At 39.4% G+C, this 18,518-nt stretch carries 16 protein-coding genes and 1 tRNA gene; 12 read left to right on the top strand and 5 right to left on the bottom strand.

The window, feature by feature from the left end; genetic code table 11:
* Window positions 1-232 precede the first annotated feature (232 nt).
* A complete protein-coding gene (locus QSE00_RS18165; RefSeq protein ID WP_286106980.1) occupies window positions 233-1,636 on the top strand; it encodes an arylsulfatase in 1,404 nt (467 codons plus the stop codon).
* Between the two features lie 233 nt (window positions 1,637-1,869).
* A tRNA-Val gene (locus QSE00_RS18160) sits at window positions 1,870-1,944 on the top strand.
* Between the two features lie 23 nt (window positions 1,945-1,967).
* Here QSE00_RS18160 and QSE00_RS18155 read toward each other — a convergent pair.
* Complete coding sequence (locus tag QSE00_RS18155) at window positions 1,968-3,242, bottom strand: UDP-N-acetylmuramoyl-tripeptide--D-alanyl-D-alanine ligase (RefSeq protein ID WP_110357905.1); 1,275 nt, start codon at window positions 3,240-3,242, stop codon at window positions 1,968-1,970.
* A gap of 67 nt (window positions 3,243-3,309) precedes the next feature.
* A complete protein-coding gene (gldJ, locus tag QSE00_RS18150) occupies window positions 3,310-4,974 on the bottom strand; it encodes a gliding motility lipoprotein GldJ (protein WP_286106979.1) in 1,665 nt (554 codons plus the stop codon).
* A gap of 439 nt (window positions 4,975-5,413) precedes the next feature.
* Here gldJ and porV point away from each other — a divergent pair, with 439 nt between their 5' ends.
* From porV to QSE00_RS18115, 7 genes are all read left to right on the top strand, one after another.
* Window positions 5,414-6,559 carry a type IX secretion system outer membrane channel protein PorV gene (gene porV, locus QSE00_RS18145; RefSeq protein ID WP_286106978.1) on the top strand — a complete coding sequence of 382 codons (1,146 nt, stop codon included), beginning with the start codon at window positions 5,414-5,416 and terminating at the stop codon, window positions 6,557-6,559.
* A gap of 88 nt (window positions 6,560-6,647) precedes the next feature.
* On the top strand, window positions 6,648-7,133 hold the full coding sequence (gene cdd, locus QSE00_RS18140) for a cytidine deaminase (protein WP_110357902.1): 486 nt from the start codon (window positions 6,648-6,650) through the stop codon (window positions 7,131-7,133).
* Between the two features lie 196 nt (window positions 7,134-7,329).
* Window positions 7,330-8,328 carry a pyruvate dehydrogenase (acetyl-transferring) E1 component subunit alpha gene (gene pdhA, locus QSE00_RS18135; protein WP_110357901.1) on the top strand — a complete coding sequence of 333 codons (999 nt, stop codon included), beginning with the start codon at window positions 7,330-7,332 and terminating at the stop codon, window positions 8,326-8,328.
* Window positions 8,329-8,332: 4 nt separating this feature from the next.
* Window positions 8,333-9,973 carry a pyruvate dehydrogenase complex dihydrolipoamide acetyltransferase gene (locus QSE00_RS18130; protein ID WP_286106977.1) on the top strand — a complete coding sequence of 547 codons (1,641 nt, stop codon included), beginning with the start codon at window positions 8,333-8,335 and terminating at the stop codon, window positions 9,971-9,973.
* Window positions 9,974-10,156: 183 nt separating this feature from the next.
* Entirely contained in the window at window positions 10,157-11,188 is a 1,032-nt protein-coding gene (locus QSE00_RS18125; RefSeq protein WP_286106976.1) for a M28 family metallopeptidase, read from the top strand.
* Entirely contained in the window at window positions 11,188-11,868 is a 681-nt protein-coding gene (locus QSE00_RS18120; protein WP_286106975.1) for an SDR family NAD(P)-dependent oxidoreductase, read from the top strand. Before QSE00_RS18125 ends, QSE00_RS18120 begins: the two co-directional genes overlap by 1 nt.
* Before the next feature lie 14 nt (window positions 11,869-11,882).
* Window positions 11,883-12,527, top strand: a complete 645-nt coding sequence (locus QSE00_RS18115) for an HAD family hydrolase (protein WP_286106974.1) — start codon at window positions 11,883-11,885, stop codon at window positions 12,525-12,527.
* 19 nt (window positions 12,528-12,546) lie between these two features.
* Here QSE00_RS18115 and QSE00_RS18110 read toward each other — a convergent pair whose 3' ends face one another.
* Entirely contained in the window at window positions 12,547-13,590 is a 1,044-nt protein-coding gene (locus QSE00_RS18110) for an AI-2E family transporter (RefSeq protein WP_110357897.1), read from the bottom strand.
* 192 nt (window positions 13,591-13,782) lie between these two features.
* Here QSE00_RS18110 and QSE00_RS18105 point away from each other — a divergent pair, with 192 nt between their 5' ends.
* The 3 genes from QSE00_RS18105 to QSE00_RS18095 are packed head-to-tail and all read left to right on the top strand — an operon-like array spanning window position 13,783 to window position 16,939.
* Window positions 13,783-14,385 (top strand): SprT-like domain-containing protein, encoded by a 603-nt coding sequence (locus QSE00_RS18105; RefSeq protein WP_110357896.1) that lies wholly within the window; start codon window positions 13,783-13,785, stop codon window positions 14,383-14,385.
* 11 nt (window positions 14,386-14,396) lie between these two features.
* A complete protein-coding gene (locus QSE00_RS18100) occupies window positions 14,397-15,476 on the top strand; it encodes a mannose-1-phosphate guanylyltransferase (protein ID WP_110357895.1) in 1,080 nt (359 codons plus the stop codon).
* Window positions 15,477-15,478: 2 nt separating this feature from the next.
* The gene (locus QSE00_RS18095) at window positions 15,479-16,939 is read left to right on the top strand and encodes a DUF389 domain-containing protein (protein WP_110357894.1); all 1,461 of its coding nucleotides are present in this window, start codon (window positions 15,479-15,481) and stop codon (window positions 16,937-16,939) included.
* On the opposite strand, the gene QSE00_RS18090 is transcribed toward QSE00_RS18095, so the two are convergent.
* Both QSE00_RS18090 and QSE00_RS18085 read right to left on the bottom strand, forming a co-directional pair.
* A complete protein-coding gene (locus QSE00_RS18090) occupies window positions 16,936-17,703 on the bottom strand; it encodes an ABC transporter ATP-binding protein (protein WP_110357893.1) in 768 nt (255 codons plus the stop codon). The two genes, QSE00_RS18095 and QSE00_RS18090, sit on opposite strands and share 4 nt — an antisense overlap.
* Window positions 17,703-18,440 (bottom strand): MlaE family ABC transporter permease, encoded by a 738-nt coding sequence (locus QSE00_RS18085; protein ID WP_110357892.1) that lies wholly within the window; start codon window positions 18,438-18,440, stop codon window positions 17,703-17,705. The genes QSE00_RS18090 and QSE00_RS18085 overlap by 1 nt, the downstream gene beginning before the upstream one ends.
* Window positions 18,441-18,518 lie beyond the last annotated feature (78 nt).

Genomic DNA, 18,518 nt, shown 5'->3' with positions numbered 1-18,518 from the left:
GTGGATGTATCGGCAGTATCAATTTTATAGTACGGCAAGGTTGTTGTTTCGGGCTTTTAATGGCAAGTTTTTCCCAGCCAGTGATCCTTGGGTTTAAAGTGGTTTTTTTCATTTCTTCAACGCCCAACATTTTAAAATTCTATGTATGTTTGAATAAATATGTTGAACTATGGGTCTTAAAGTTGTTATGGGTACAATGATTGTTGTTGTATTTACGTTCCTTTCGTGTAAAATGGAAACGAAACCATCCCATGTGGGTTCGGCCGAAGTATCAAAAACAATTGCCCCGCCAAATATTATTTATATCCTTGCCGATGATTTGGGGTACGGGGATCTTAGTGTATATGGACAAAAAAAATTTAAAACCCCCAACATAGACAAGTTGGCTGCCGAGGGTATGCTTTTTACCCAACATTATTCTGGGAGTACTGTTTGCGCCCCCTCAAGATCGGCACTTATGACCGGTATGCATACGGGGCATACGGTGGTTAGGGGGAATCATGAGGTTAGGCCGGAAGGACAGTATCCCATTCCTGATAGCACCCTTACCATAGCCGAAGTCTTAAAGACAGTTGGTTATAGGACAGGGGCCTTTGGAAAATGGGGATTGGGATATCCTGGGTCTGAGGGTGATCCCAATAACCAAGGATTTGACACCTTTTATGGCTATAATTGTCAACGATTAGGGCATAATTACTATCCTTATCATTTATGGTCCAATCAAGACTCGATAGTGCTTCCGGAGAATTCGGGCAAGAAAAAAGGTATTTATGCTCCAGATCTCATCCATGAAAAGACCTTGCAATTTATTGAAGAGAATAAGGATAGACCTTTTTTTGCCTATATTCCTTCGATAATTCCCCATGCAGAATTAATTGCACCTCCGGAAATACAAAATAAATTTAGTGGTAAATACTTACCTGAAAAAATATACAAAGGAGCCGATGGGGGTCCAACTTTTAAATTGGGGGGTTACGGTTCCCAACCCGAATCGCATGCCGCTTTCGCAGCTATGGTGAGTATCTTGGACGAACAGGTAGGTGAAATTGTTAAGAAGGTCGAGGATTTGGGAATTGCGGATAATACCCTTATAATCTTTACCTCCGACAATGGTCCGCATCTAGAGGGAGGGGCGGATCCTGATTATTTTGACAGTAATGGTCCTTTAAAAGGATATAAAAGAGACTTGTACGAAGGGGGAATTCGTGTCCCCATGATGGTAAAATGGCCCACAAGAATCAAACCGGGAACTATCACCGAGCATGTTTCCGCATTTTGGGATGTCTTTCCCACTTTGGCTGAAATAGCGGGGGTAAAGGATACTCCAGGTTTGGACGGGATTTCCTTATTGCCCACCTTGCTAGGTAAATCCGCTGAGCAGAAAGCGCACGGGTATCTGTATTGGGAGTTTCATGAAAAAGGGGGTAGACAAGCGGTACGAATGGGAGACTGGAAGGCGGTAAAGTACAATGTACTACAGAATCCTGATGCCCGGATAGAGCTATATGATCTTTCCAAGGACATTGGCGAGGAGAATAATGTGGCGGCCGATTTTCCTGAGATTGTGGCTAGGATTGAAAGGATTTTGGAAAATGCCAGGACTCCTTCAGAAGTATTCCTATTTGGAAAATCATAATATGGAAGTGGTAGGTAGCCGTGTCCCTTCAATTTAATTGTGGATTGATTTATTTGCCCACCGCTGTTGAAACATAGACCTGCCGGGGCGGTATCCTACATTTGGTCCAATAGCCATAACTTTATTTTGATAGCATAGGACATCAATTTATTGAAAAAAAATCTCCAAGCTTGTTTTATACTCTTAAAATTGGTGTAATTTTGGCGGACTATCATTCTGTTTGTACAGATAATGGGGTATTAGCTCAGTTGGTTTAGAGCGCTGCCTTGACAGGGCAGAGGTCACTGGTTCGAATCCAGTATGTCCCACAAAAACACCTCGATTTTATAGGTTACAATAAATCGAGTATTCTTTCCAAAGCCATGCCTCTTGATCCTTTTATCAAGATAGTACCATTTTTTAGGGTGTTGGTATTGAGAATTTCCTTAAGATGGTCAAAGGATTTATATTTGTTAAGGTCGTTTTTTGTCTTGAAAAAGTTTTCCCCAATTAAAAACACATGGTCTAAATTCATTTGGGTGACTATATTGGCAATTTCCTGATGTTCTTTTTCCGCTGTATTTCCCAATTCGAACATGTCTCCTAAGAACGCAACCTTATTGTCCGCTTTCAATTGCTGAAAGTTGTCCAATGCGGCCTTCATACTTGTAGGGTTGGCATTATACGCATCCAGGATTATATGGTGGCCGTTTTTGTCTATTATTTGGGAACGATTATTTTGGGGAACGTAATTTTCAATCCCTTTTTTTATTTCATCCAGCGCAACGTTAAAGTATTTTCCAATTAAAATTGCGGCACAGCAATTGGTGAAATTATAACTGCCCACCAGTTGGGTTGTAATATGGACATCGCCAACGGCAATTTTAACAAATGGGTCGGCGCCTATAAATTTTATTTCAAAAAATTCGCTATTGTTTTGGCTATACCCGTATTTTTTTATGACCGTGGCCAGTTTTTCTTTCTGGATCGGGTCGTCTGCATTGTAAAAAATGGATCTGTCATGGCTTGTTAAAAAATTATACAGTTCACTTTTTCCTTTTATTACCCCCTCCTCACTTCCAAAACCTTCTAGATGAGCCTTCCCGAAATTGGTAATATACCCGTAATCCGGCATCGCCAGCTTACATAAGAAATCTATTTCCTTAAGATGGTTGGCACCCATTTCAACGATGGCCATTTCCGTATCCGGGCTTATGGTAAGCAGAGTTAAGGGTACACCAATATGATTGTTTAGATTTCCCTTGGTGGCAATAGTCTTATATTTTTTGGATAGAACGGCGGTAATGAGCTCCTTGGTGGTGGTTTTGCCATTGCTTCCGGTAAGGCCGATTACCTTTGCTTTGCAATAATTTCGGTGATATTGGGATAGATTTTGTAGCGTTGTAAGTACATTTTCAACCAATATGGCCTTTTCGTGGCCTGCATATTCCTCTTCGTCGATTACGGCATATGCGGCGCCACTTTCCAGAGCCTGGAGGGCATAGGAGTTGCCATTGAAATTATCTCCCTTTAAAGCAAAAAATATGCAATTTGGACTTATTTTTCTAGTGTCTGTGCAGGCCTGTGGGAACTCCATAAAGAGTTGGTGCAGTTGTTCTATTGTCATAAATCTAAGATATAAAAAAAGCCCTTTTTAAAAAGGGCTTCTCTATATATTTATTTAGTTGTTGAACCTATTTGGCTTTCTTGCCTCTAGGGGTTTTGTTTTTTGTTTTGGATTTGGAACCTACTCTAGACATGGCGCATCTAAATCCTATATAGTCCGTTGCCATATATTGTGGTAAATACCTTCTTTGCGCTGGGTCCAACCAATAGGCCCTATCTCTCCAAGAACCTCCTTTGAAGACTCTGACCTCATCATTGATCAGTGAAGTTCTGTTATTGGATTTGTCATAAGCTCTCACAATATTGCCTGTAGAGTCTACCTGTACCTTGCTCACAGGAGCATCGTACATTTTTCTTTTGTTCTGTTCATCTTCGTCCTCTTCGTTAAACCTATCATAAAATCTGGTAGATCCCGGTTCACCGTCCCTATATCCACGATTGTCACTGGATGAGAAGTTGGTTCTCAAGAAGGTTTCCTCTTCATCAATTGGTACCATTTTTATTTCCCCTGGCAAGTTTACAGCTACTACTTTACCATTGGGTAGGGTGTCATACACAATAGAGTCGCGTATTACATTTACTTTTCCGTCTTTTCCAATGGCTGTTTTCATATAAACGTTTCCTCGGAAATAATTAAAGTCACTAACTTCATCGTCTACTATAGGTCTATATACATCCGCAACCCATTCGGCTACGTTTCCTGCCATATCATATAATCCAAAATCATTGGGCTTGTACGATTTAACTTCCGCAGTAATATCTGCTCCGTCATCGGACCATCCTGCAATTCCACCGTAATCTCCTTTTCCTTGTTTAAAGTTGGCCAATTGATCTCCTCTACCAACTCTTTGACCGTTTCTTGTATAATCTCCTTCCCAAGGATATTTTTTTCTACCTCTATAGTTATTGTATTCCCTACTACCAATCTGAGCCTGGGCCGCATATTCCCATTCCGTTTCTGTAGGCAATCTATATTCAGGTAAGATGATCCCTGAGCTTCTTTTGGCAAAGACAGAAACTGAATCTTTTTTCTTCTTTCCCTGTAAGGAGTCTATCTGTCCGTTGTATACAGATTCCGGTCTATTTAAATACGCTTCTGTGCTAAAGCCACCTTCTGCTTCACCATTAATTACTTTGTATTTGGCTTCCTCAGAAAGATAGCCTTCCCTTTCCAGCATTACCTCATTAACACGGTCTGTTCTCCATTCGGCAAATTGGGTAGCTTGTATCCAATTAACACCAACCACGGGATATTCCGCATAAGCTGGATGGCGCAAATAGTTATTCGTCATAGTTTCGTTGAATCCCAACCTGTTTCTCCAAACCAATGTATCAGGCAATGCACCAGTGTAAATATGTACATATTTTGGGTTTTCTGGAGGGTAAACACTCTTCAGGTAATCCAAATATTCCAAATACATTACGTTTGTAACTTCGGTCTCATCCATATAGAAAGACTGCACGTGCTGGGAGGTAGGGGTGTTGTTCCATTCGTGCATCACATCATCTTGAACCTGACCTTTTGTAAAGGTACCACCTTCTACAAACACTAAACCAGGGGCAGTTTCCTGCTCTTTAAAGTCTGAATTGTACTGAAATCCACCTTCCTTGGCGTTAATATTCCAGCCTGTAGCCCTTGAAACATTTTTAGAGGATGATGAGTTTTTACAGCTTGAAAAACCACCAGCTACTATAGCGCAAGAGAGTACAACTTTGATGAATTGTTTTTTCATAATTAGGACTTGAGTTCAAAAGACAAACTTCTTTTTAAAGGAGTTTGCGATTCATATTTTATTAATATTTTATGTCGCTTTCGGCATTTAGAACGATGATTAAGGCATAATATTTTGTTAAATGAAAAAAAATTGATCATTTATTTAACATGCAAAGAGCATCGCTTAACATGAATAACGACTTAAAATTTAATATAGTATGGTTAATTGATAATTCTTTGAAAAATATCAAGTGAAATCCATCACAATGATACAATATAGTACATTGATCATTCTTATGTATAGTATGATATTGTAAAATGAGTTTAAATCCCGATTTTTTTAATGGATTATATAAGATATTCAGAAAAAGGACGTTTGACTATAATGAACCGGGATAATTTTATTTGGGTTCTTTTGGATGACTATGGAAACCAAATCTTAATTTTAACAAGTAAAAATGAAAAAATTATCAATACTTTTCTTGCTTTTCTTGGTGTTTAGAGTTGCTGCTCAGGAAGATAGGGTGATTACTACCGCTGTCCCATTTTTGACGATTGCTGCAGATGCCAGGGCATCAGGTATGGGGGATATGGGGGTTGCAACATCTACTGATGCTTTCTCCCAACAATGGAATCCGGCAAAATTTGCCTTCGCTGAAAGGAAAATGGGAATTGGATTGAGTTATACCCCTTATTTGGAAAGTATAATCACGGATATTGCCTTGTTGAGTGCAAACTTTCACAACAAGATCAACGATAGAAGTGCCTTTGCCTTTAGTATCAGATACTTTACCTTAGGGGAAATAGAACTTAGGCAATTTGCAGGGGACCAGGCAAGATTGGCCAAGCCCAACGAATTGGCTTTTGATGGTTCCTATTCTTTAAAACTTAGTGAAACATTTTCTATGGCAGTTAGCGGGCGATTTATTAGCTCAAACCTTAAATTGCCTGATAATGGTAGTGAGGATTCCAAGGCGGCAAGTTCATTTGCTGTGGATGTTTCCGCTTACTATCGCTCTAGGGAAATTGCTTATAATAGTTTTGATGGCCGATGGAGGGCCGGCTTCAATATTTCAAATTTAGGGAGCAAGATAAAGTATGACGATGCTGGGCAGGAAAATTTCCTTCCTACCAATTTGAAAGCTGGTTTTGGCTTCGATTTTATTTTGGACCAGGATAATGTGCTTGGACTTACCACTGAATTTAATAAACTATTGGTGCCTACCCCGCAGGATTATAATGAGGACGGGGTAATTGATGGAACGGATAATGACGAGTATCAACAGACCACTTTTTTTGAAGGGGTCTTTAAATCATTTGGCGATGCACCTGATGGTTTTAGTGAGGAGTTGAAGGAATTTACTTGGGCACTGGGTGCAGAATATACCTACCAAAATGCTTTTATGTTAAGAACGGGATATTTTAATGAGAGCGATTTAAAGGGGTCAAGAAAATTTTTCACCTTGGGCGCCGGTTTTAGATTTAAGTCGGCCCAGGTAGACCTGTCTTATTTGTTCTCAACTTCACAGGTCAGAAACCCTTTGGAGAATACACTTAGGTTTTCGCTCACATTCAATTTAGGAGAAGAATTCTTGAACGATTAAGTTGCTATAAATCATATAGTTTATAAACAAAACCTGCCTTCAAGCAGGTTTTGTTTATTTTTACTAAATTCTATAATGCTAAATATCTATGAAACTACGTAAGATCGGGTTTGATCTCATGGTCTATGAATCTGTGGACGAGCTGGAAAAGGAGGATCAAATCTTAATGATCGAAGCAGTGAAGGCGAGAAATAACGCCTATTCTCCTTATTCAAAATTCAATGTTGGGGCAGCAGTTTTATTGGATAATGATGAAATTGTAATTGGCAACAATCAGGAAAATGCCTCGTATCCCTCCGGTTTGTGCGCGGAAAGGGTAGCTATATTTTATGCTTCTGCCAAATTTCCAGGTATTGGTATCAAGGCCATTGCCATAAGTGCCACTTCCAAAAATTTTGTGGTGGATAAGCCCGCCGCTCCTTGCGGTAATTGCAGACAGTCTATTTCGGAATATGAAATAAAACAACTTCGGCCTATATCTATAATTATGTCCGGGGAAACCGGAGAGATTTTAAAATGTAAGTCTGTTTCCGATATTCTGCCGTTGGCCTTTAGTAGTGCATTCCTTGGGTAGGAGACGAAGATAAAACATTATAACTTTAGCCTATTGGTATTTCCCAATTATTCCCTTTTTTGTTTTTTATAATCCCTTTGTAGGAAGCTTTTGATTTAATTTTTTTTCCTATTGATTTATATATGTATTTTTGTTTTCCGTTTCTGTCTTAAACTTGTTTTTGTTCGGAGCGTATTACTACATAAATTATCAATTAATGGAAAAAATAACCAAAGAGGTCTACCTTAAATGGTATGAGGACATGTTGTTCTGGAGAAAGTTTGAAGATAAACTGGCTGCAGTCTATATTCAGCAAAAAGTTCGTGGATTTTTACATCTTTATAATGGGCAGGAAGCGGTTCTTGCGGGAGCATTACATGCAATGGATCTTAGCAAGGATAGAATGATTACTGCTTATAGGAATCACGTTCAGCCAATAGGTATGGGGGTTGATCCCAAAAAAGTTATGGCAGAGCTCTATGGTAAAGTTACGGGAACCTCAAAGGGAATGGGGGGTTCCATGCATATTTTTTCCAAAGAGCATCGTTTTTATGGCGGTCATGGTATTGTTGGTGGCCAGATTCCCTTGGGAGCTGGATTGGCTTTTGCAGACAAGTATTTTAAAAGGGATGCTGTAACACTATGCTATATGGGAGATGGTGCCGTTAGACAGGGATCGCTCCATGAAAGCTTTAACTTGGCAATGCTTTGGCAATTGCCAGTTGTTTTTGTTTGTGAAAACAATGGTTATGCCATGGGTACATCGGTGGCCAGAACCTCCCATTCAACGGAGATTTGGAAGTTGGGATTGGGATATGAAATGCCATGTGGACCAGTAGATGGAATGGATCCGGTAACGGTTGCCAAAGAGATGAGTAAGGCTATAGAGCGTGCCAGATCCGGAGGCGGTCCTACATTTCTGGAAATGAAAACCTACAGGTATAGAGGTCACTCCATGTCCGATGCCCAGCATTATAGGACTAAGGAAGAGGTAGAAGAGTACAAGAAGATCGACCCGATATCGCAAGTGTTGGCTATTATTAAGGAAAACAAATATGCCACGGATGCTCAGATAAAAGAGATAGATACCCGAGTTAAAAAGTTGGTTTCGGAGTGTGAAAAATTTGCAGAGGAATCGGATTATCCTCCTATAAATCAATTATATGATATGGTATACGATCAAGAGGACTATCCATTTGTAAAACATAAAATATAGGTAAATGGCAGAGGTAATAAATATGCCAAGACTTAGCGATACCATGGAAGAAGGGACCGTTGCTAAGTGGCTAAAACAAGTAGGCGACAAGATAGAAGAAGGTGATATTTTGGCGGAAATTGAAACCGACAAAGCCACCATGGAGTTCGAATCTTTTAATGAAGGAACTTTATTATATATAGGTATTAAGGAAGGTGATACGGCCCCAGTGGATTCACTTTTGGCCATAATTGGTGAAAAAGGTGAGGATGTCTCCGAGTTGATAAATGGTGCAAATTCTGATGCCAAGGAGGCAAAACAGGATGAGGCTGTTGACAAGAAGGAGGAAAAGGAAGCCCCTAAGTCTACAGGAGCCACTATCCCGGAAGGTGTCGAAATTGTAAAGATGCCCCGTCTAAGTGATACTATGGAGGAAGGTACTGTGGCAACATGGTTGAAAAAAGTTGGGGATGAGGTTGAAGAAGGGGACATTCTTGCCGAAATTGAAACCGATAAGGCCACCATGGAGTTTGAATCTTTTTATTCAGGAATCCTTTTATATGTTGGAATCAAGGAAGGGGAAACAGCCCCGGTAGATTCTGTGCTTGCCGTAATTGGTCCAAAAGGAACAGATGTTGATGCTGTATTAAGTGCAGGATCAGATTCCGCTCCGGTAGAAGAAAATACTGCCAAGGAAACTAAGCAGGATGAAACTCCTTCCAATAGCGGCCAGGAATCGGCACCTATAACCGCTAATGATGGTCAAAGAATTTTTGCTTCCCCATTGGCCAAGAAAATTGCCAGGGATAAAGGAATAAACCTAGCGGATGTAAAAGGTAGTGGTGATCAAGGAAGAATTATAAAGAAAGACATAGAGGATTATCAGCCAAATCAAAAAGCTGCAGGGAAAGCGCTTCCTGCCCAGGAAAAAGCTTCCTCTCCACAAGCTGCTGTTGCGGCCCCAATTAATTTGCCGGTAGGGCAAGAGGGGACTGAGGAAGTGAAAAATTCTCAAATGCGCAAGGTTATAGCCAAGCGTTTGGGGGAATCGAAGTTTTCCGCGCCACATTACTATTTGACGATAGAGGTTGATATGGATTATGCCAAGGTTTCAAGAGAGCAGATCAATGGTTTGCCAGACACCAAGGTATCCTTTAACGATATGGTAGTTAAGGCTTGTGCTATGGCGTTAAAAAAGCATCCACAGGTAAATACCTCATGGAACAATGAGACTACCAGATATAATCATCATATCCATATTGGGGTAGCCGTTGCGGTTGATGAAGGCCTTTTGGTACCTGTGCTTAAATTTGCAGATCAAATGACATTGACCCAAATAGGGGCCTCCGTGAAGGATTTGGCAGGAAAGGCAAGAAATAAGAAAATAAGTCCAGCGGAAATGGAGGGCAGTACTTTTACCGTCTCCAATCTTGGAATGTTTGGAATTTCTGAATTTACTTCTATTATTAACCAGCCCAATTCTGCAATACTATCAGTAGGGGCAATTGTCCAAAAACCAGTGGTCAAAAATGGTCAGATAGTGGTAGGCAATACGATGAAAGTAACCTTGGCCTGCGATCACCGAACCGTGGATGGAGCTACGGGAGCTCAGTTTTTGCAGACACTTAGGGCGTATTTGGAGAACCCGGTTACCATGTTGGCTTAAATTTATTATTTTAAACAATTATATAAAAAGCATCCTGATTTTCAGGATGCTTTTTTAACTTTAAGTCCTTTCTGGTCTAGAGGGTTATAGGTATGCTTCCAAAGGATTCATAATTAATCATGACCTTTATGTAAAAATGGGAATAAAATACAATTCGTTTATATGACAAATAAAAATCAATTTATGAAAAACATTATAGGTCTAGCCATATTATCAATCGCATTGGGTTGTGGTGGCGCTAAAATAGATGAGTCGGTTGGTTCGGCAACAGGGACCAATGGTTCCGGTGCAATTGCCAAGGATGCCTCCGCAGTTCAGGGTAGCAAGGGAGTTTCTTCGGTAGTTTCAGTTTTTTCCACAGAAAAAAAGGTTGGGGAAATAATTTCCTATTTGGCTTCCGATGAACTAAAGGGGCGTGAAGCCGGTAGTGAAGGAATAGAAATGGCAGCCGGATATATAGAAAACATTTTTAAAAGTAATGGAATTGATCCCTTCTTTAAAAATTACAGGGATACGTTGGCCAATTTTGAAAAACCGGCATACAATATAGTTGGATTTATTGAAGGAACGGACAAACATTTGAAAAACGAGTTTGTTATAATCGGCGCCCATTATGACCATATTGGTTCTGCTGATGCGGTCGCCAATGATCATATTGCCAATGGGGCCAATGACAATGCCTCCGGTACAACCGCGGTTTTGGAATTTGCACGGTATTTTGGGAAGTTAAAGAATAATAAACGGAGTGTAATTTTTGCCTTGTTCAGTGCAGAGGAAAAGGGTTTATTGGGATCCAAACACTTGGCAAAACGGCTAAAGGACCAAAATTTGGATCTCTATACCATGCTGAATTTTGAAATGGTGGGGGTTCCCTTGGTGGGGAAAGATTATTTTATGTATGTAACGGGATATGAAGAATCCAATTTGGCGGATATTAGCAATACCTATGCCCAAGAAAAATTAGTTGGATTTCTCCCTACGGCAAAGGAATACAATCTGTTTAAAAGATCGGATAACTATCCATTTCATTTGGAGTTTGGAGTTCCTTCCCAAACCTTTTGTACCTTCGATTTTACCAATTTCGACCACTATCATAAGGTAGGCGACGAGGTCTCTATAATGGATTTTGGACATATGGCCTTATTGGTAAATAAGACCATTCCTGTTTTGGAAGGTATTATTAATGCCCCTAGGAGGGAGATAGAATATAACTAATGGCGAATATTATAATTACAGGTAGTAGTAGGGGGATTGGTTTTCAATTGGCACAGTTGTTTGCAAATGAAGGACATAAAGTGTTGGCACTATCTAGAAATAATGCCCCGATTGCCGCATTAAATCATCCTAATATCTCCAGTTTCCCCTTTGATTTGGGCAAAGGGTCCAATTATAACCAACTGGACGAGTTTCTTAAAAATAACTGGAAACAGGTCGATGTCCTTATAAACAACGCGGGTAAATTACTGAACAAACCTTTTTTGGAAACTTCCATGGAAGCATTTGAAGAGGTCTATAAAGTGAATGTTTTTGGAGTTGCCAATATCACCAAAAGAATTATTCCCTTAATGCCTAAAGAGGGTCATGTGGTTACTATTAGTTCCATGGGGGGAGTACAGGGTAGTGTGAAGTTTGCAGGCTTATCCGCCTATAGTTCCAGCAAAGGTGCCGTAATTACAATGACAGAATTGTGGGCAGAAGAATTTAAGGAAACGGGACCATCATTCAATGTATTGGCCTTGGGGGCGGTACAGACTGAAATGTTGGAGGAGGCTTTTCCTGGATATAAGGCTCCTACCACTGCTCTGGAAATGGCTACCTATATTAAGGACTTTGCACTTACCGGTCATAAACTTTACAATGGAAAATTACTACAGGTGTCCAACTCAACACCTTAATTCTTATAAAGCCAATGAAAGATTATAAGTGTGTTATTTTCGATTGTGATGGGGTATTGGTAGACAGTGAGCTGTTGGGGAACCAGGTATTTGTGGATATGGCCAATGAACATGGTGCTGGGATAGATATATCCTATGCCATGCGGCATTTTAAAGGTGGGTTTTTAAATGATAGTATTAAACAGCTAGAGACAATTTTACAAAAGGAATTGCCTTCGGGGTTTGAAAATGAATATAGGCAAAGGTCCTACGAGGTGTTTTCTACCCACTTGAAGCCTGTGGAAGGAGTTGAACAGGTCTTGAACAAATTGACAGTTCCATTTTGCGTTGCATCCAGTGGACCACAGGAAAAAATCAAAAGGAATTTGGCTACGGCCGGTCTGTCCTCTTATTTTAAAAACAATATCTTTAGTTGTTATGACATTGGAAAATGGAAGCCCGACCCAGCTATTTATTTACATGCGTCAAAAATCATGGGTTATGATCCAAACGAGTGCTTGGTGATAGAGGATTCCTTTAAGGGGGCTAAGGCAGCTACCTCAGGAGGATTTGATGTTTACGGCTATACGCTGTTGAACGAGGATCCCGATTTTGAGAATGAAGTGACCAAAACCTTTGAGGAAATGACCGAACTTATTTCCTTACTGAATTTAAAGTAGACCACTTCTTTTCATATTATTACGTCTTTGCGGGTTTGTTGCCCGAAATTAGGGTGGCTATTATCTTGGTTTGGGGGAACTGCTCCAGAATAATCTTGATAAAAACGGTTATTGGAATGGCCATGATCAATCCGGGTACTCCCCAAATATATCCCCATAGCATCAACATCACCAATACGGTAATGATATTTATGGAAAAAGATTTTCCCATAAATATGGGTTCCAGAATGGATCCAAACAACACCTGTACCCCGGTAATGGAAATCACAAAGAACAGGAGGGTACTTGTTGGTTCCAGTTCCACAAAGGCAAAAATGGCTAAAAGCACAACGGAAATAATGGAGCCGACCATCTGAACAAAATTGATGGCAAAGGCGAACAAGCCCCAAAATATTGGAAAGCTGACGTCGAAGAACACGCAGGCCAGCCCAATTCCGATTCCCGTAAAAAGACTAACCAAAAATTTGACTTTTATAAATTTAATTAGGTCTCTTTCAACTTTTACAAACGTTTTGACCGAGGTGTGCTTTTGTTTTAGTATGGTATTGTTCATTAATTTTTGAACGTTTATTGATTCTGCCAACCAAAGCACAACGAAAAACACGGTCATTAATATCATGGTGACCGTATTGCCAATAAAATCCAAGGTGGTCCCAAAATTCTTCATCATACTTTCCTTGGGAATAAAATTGTTGATGATGTTCTCCTCTTTGGAATAGGGTATTCCAAGATAATCTTCCATACCCAATAACAGGGCTTCCAATTTGGTCTCTGCTTTTTGGAAAAAGGCATTGTCTGCATTCAATATTTCCTTGCTAGTAAGTTGTATAAGTTCCCCGCCAATTTTTAAGGTGCCGATGAAAATGAGTATAACTATAACGATACTGACAGGTTTGGATACCTTCTTTTTGTTGAGCCAGCGCATGATGGGTAGGAACAACAATGCAATGAACATAGAGAAGATGAGGGGGATAAAAATAAATGAGAGAAGCTTTAGTAAGTAAAACACTAGGGGGATTACTATAATAAGCAATAACTTATTGGTGGTTCTTAACTCGTTCATAATTATAATAATAGTTTGTTTTTCGTTGTGTTCAACGGGAATGCAAAGTTAGTGGAAAGAAGTTGTCTTTAATCGTTAATAAAAGTGTAAATATTCTTAGGGATACATTTTTTTTTGGTTTCGTTAATTGTATTTTGTATTTAATTATTGGTTAAGGCATTAAGGAATCTTAAAATTTCTAATTTTGTTACTATGCAGGACACTTTGAATAAGTATCTTCCTGAACGGGCGGTAAGTTTAAGTATGGAGCTTATAAAGGAAAATGGAGTACATCTTAAGATTGTGAATCAGCGTGTTACCCGTCATGGTGACTATAGGAGGATGCCCAACGGATCCCATCAGATTACCGTGAACGCCACTCTAAATAAATATCGATTCTTGATTACTTTGGTTCATGAGATAGCCCATTTGGTTGCTTTTGAAAAATATGGACGTAAAATAAAACCACACGGATTGGAGTGGAAAAGAACATTTCAATTTCTAATGTTACCATTTTTAAGGCCTGAGGTTTTTCCAAACCATCTTTTACCCTTGTTGGCCAAGCATTTTAGAAACCCAAAAGCGAGTAGTGATACGGATGCTGGTCTGTCTTTGGCCCTGAAGCGTTTTGATGTACAGGATAGTGAAAAAACCTATATTTTTGAATTGCCCCACGGTAGTATTTTTAGGATATACAATGGAAAATTATTTCAAAAAAAGAATAAAAGGGTAAAGCGATACGAATGTATCGAAGTAGCTACTGGAAAGGTCTATCTATTTCAGCCCAATGCCGAGGTGGAGTTAATAAAAGATTAAGGGAAAACACTATGAATAAGAATTATTATGCAGTTTTGATGGCAGGTGGTTTAGGATCCAGATTTTGGCCAATAAGTACCACTGCGTATCCAAAACAGTTTCATGATATGTTGGGTACGGGCGATACCCTGATTCAAAAGACCTTTAAAAGGCTGGCGAAGTTTATCCCGATTGAAAATATTTTAATTTTGACCAATGAAAGATATAACGAATTGGTCTTGGAGCAATTACCGGAGGTTAAACAAGAACAAGTAGTTTTGGAGCCGACTATGCGCAATACGGCCCCATGTATATTATATGCAGCCTTAAAAATACAGAAAAAGAACCCGGATGCCGTTATGATGGTAGCTCCAAGTGACCATTGGATAGAGGACGAGGAAGCATTTGCCAAGGATGTTATAAGCTGCTTTGATAAGTGTGAAAAGGAAAAAGTCCTCTGCACTTTGGGAATAAAACCTACTTTTCCCAATACCGGCTTTGGGTATATAGAATTTGAAAAGAACGAAGGGGAACCATTAAAAAATGTTTTACAGTTTAGGGAGAAACCAGATTATGAAACGGCCAAGGGTTTCATAAAACAAGGTAATTTTTTGTGGAATGCCGGTATTTTTATGTGGAGCATAAAAACTATCGTGGATGCTTTTAAAAAATATCAACCAGAACAATACCATCTATTTATGAGCGGATGGAATTATTATAATACAGATCAGGAAAAGGCATTCATAAATGAAAATTACCCCAAGGCAGATAATGTTTCCATAGACTATGCCATTTTGGAACCATCCAATAATATTTATGTCCTTCCAGCCACTTTTGATTGGAACGATCTTGGTACATGGGGTTCTTTATACGATAAATTGGATAAGGACGATAATAACAACGCTTTGGTGAATTGTCAAGTTTTGGCGGAAGATGCCCACGGGAATATGATTCGATCCCCAAAAGGAAAAATTATCGTTATTGATGGATTAAAAGACTATATTGTAGTAGACAAGGAAGAGGTTTTGCTCATATATCCAAAATCCAAGGAACAGGATATTAAAAAGGTACTTGCGAAAATTAAAGATAAATTTGGAGATCAGCTGGCTTAATTATGGAGGAAAATTTAAATAAGGACCAGAATCAGGAATTTCCTGAGGGAAGTGGACAGGACATTAAAAGAGATTTTAGAGGTCTTTTGGAAGGTGTTAAAGTATTTTTGGCCGATCTACTGGATATACGCAAGAATACGGATCAGGAGGCCACCAAAGAATCCATTGTTGCGGATATTCCTTTTAAAGGCCATACTTCCTGGATTTTAATATGTTCCATTTTTATTGCATCGGTTGGCCTTAATGCCAATTCTACGGCGGTTGTTATTGGTGCCATGTTAATCTCACCTTTAATGGGCCCTATTTTGGGCATGGGGCTATCCTTGGCAATCAATGACATTGACACCCTGAGGCGTTCGCTCAAGAATTTTGCGGTTATGGTGGCCTTAAGTGTTATTACCGCTTTTTTATTCTTTTATTTATTTCCCTTAAGGGATGAGTCATCGGAGTTGCTGGCAAGGACCGCTCCGGATATTAGGGATGTGCTAATTGCTTTTTTTGGTGGATTGGCATTGGTGATTGCCCGGGCAAAAAAAGGGACCATTGCCAGTGTTATATATGGGGTAGCCATTGCAACAGCCTTGATGCCCCCTTTATGTACCGTTGGTTTTGGTTTGGCCATTGGGAATTTTAGCTATGCCACCGGGGCCATGTACCTCTTTACCATAAATACTATTTTTATTGCACTGGCCACGTTTTTGGTTATAAAATTATTGCGTTTTCCCATGGTGCGCTATGCCAATTCGCAACGTAGAAGATTTATAGCCAGAATGGCATCCATAGTGGCCATTTTGGTCATGATTCCTGCTGGATTTACCTTTTACGATGTGTTTCAAGAGTCCTTGTTTAAAAAGGAGGCCAAGCAATTTGTGACCAACAATATTGTCCCTTATGAATTACCGGGAGAGGGTCGTTATTTAGAGAATTTGACCGATATTCAATACAATCATGGCGTGGATGGGTTTATAGAATTGGTTTTTATGGGGAACGAAACTATCCCCGACAATGTTATTGCAACTTGGAATACGCAAAAGAACACTTTTGATAAGCTTAAAAATGTAGAATTAAAAATAGTACAGGGATCTAAAAATCAGGAGCTGGATCAAATGAAGTATGTGAGCGAACTATATGAATCCAAAAAGGCGGAACTGCTAAGTAAAGAGCAGCAGATTCAGGTGTTAAAGGAGGAGGTAGGTAAAATGAGCAAGATAGTTGAACAACAGATTCCTTTTCAGGAAATTAGTGCCGAAGCCAAGACCAATTATGAGAATTTAACCAGTTTGGGCTTTTCCTATACCATAACAACGGATTTTAATAAACTGGATACCATTCCTGTTTTTAATGTACAGTGGAAAAAGGGATTACCGGCACAACAAATAAAAACCGATTCCAAAAAACTAACGGATTGGTTGCGACTAAGGCTCAAGAATTCGAAGATTCAAGTACGGGAAGAACAGAGTTAGTTCCTCTCTTCTATATACATCTGTCGCACCTTTTTAAATAATTCCGAAGAATAGACGAAATCGGTTACGGCTTCGTTATCTGTTTTAAAAATTTCCTTATTGCTGCCTTCCCATTCCTTTAGGCCATTTTTAAGGAAAATTATCTTCTCTCCGATTTCCATGACAGAATTCATGTCATGGGTGTTGATTACCGTAGTAATATTGTATTCTTGGGTAATTTCGTGGATAAGATTGTCTATAAGGATGGCGGTTTTGGGATCCAGTCCCGAATTGGGTTCGTCACAAAATAAGTATTTTGGATTCATTACAATAGCCCTGGCTATGGCGACCCGCTTTTGCATTCCTCCCGATATTTCAGATGGATATTTGTTATTGGCATCAACAAGGTTTACCCGTTTTAGTACAAAATCTACCCGATCCTGCATTTCTGATTTCGATTGTTTGGTAAACATGCCCAGGGGAAACATAACATTGCCCTCTACGGTCATGGAGTCGAACAGCGCGCTACCTTGAAAAACCATTCCCATTTCCTGCCTTAAATTTCGCTGTTCACTGGCTGATAGTTCGGAATAGATTTTACCGTCGTAGCTAATAGTACCTTCATCTGGTGTAAAAAGACCTAAAAGACATTTTAAAAATACCGTTTTACCGGAGCCACTCTGTCCTATTATAAGATTGGTCTTGCCTTTTTCAAAATGGGAACTAATGCCTTTTAAAACATGACTTTCCCCAAAGGATTTGTGTATGTCGTCTACTTCTATCATTAGCCCAAAAGTAATTGCGTTAAAATATAATTTATAATGATGATCACAACACTTGTCCAAACAAAGGCTGTGGTGCTCGCCTTACCGACTTCCAAAGCCCCTCCCTTCATATAATACCCGTGAAAAGAAGGTATAGTGGCAATAATTAGTGCAAAAACTATCGATTTTATAAAGGAATAGGTGACATGGAAGGGAATAAAGTCCAATTGCAAACCTTCAACGAAGTCTGCACTGGAGCTAAACCCTCCAAAAACACCGGCTGTCCAACCTCCAAAGATACCCACATACATGGCTATGGCAATAACAAAAGGATAGAACAACATTGCTATTATTTTCGGAAAAACCAAATAGTTTAAAGAATTTACTCCCATAATCTCCAAGGCATCGATTTGTTCCGTTACCCTCATTGTTCCAATACTGGATGTGATATAGGATCCAACCTTACCGGCCATAATAATAGAGGTGAAGGTGGGGGCAAATTCAAGTATAACCGATTGCCTAGTAGCAAACCCAATAAGATTTCGGGGTATAAGTGGGTTGGTGATGTTCAGGGCCGTCTGTATGGAGACTACACCTCCGATGAAAAAGGAAATGAAAATAATAATGCCCATGGAACCATAAACCAGTTCGTCTATTTCCTTTAATATTAGAGTTTTCATAATGGACCATTTGGTGGGTTTTTTGAAAACTTCCTTGATCATTATAAAATAGCTGCCGATTGATGCTATATAATTCATTCAATATAAATTACTGCTTAGGAATGTAAAAATAACAATATTAAGAATCATTTAACTTCCAATTAAAATTTAAAGGTT

Source organism: Arenibacter flavimaris (assembly GCF_030291335.1).
GTDB lineage: Bacteria > Bacteroidota > Bacteroidia > Flavobacteriales > Flavobacteriaceae > Arenibacter.
The sequence above is the reverse complement of the archived record's forward strand: the minus strand, read 5'-3'. Positions and strand labels throughout refer to the sequence as shown.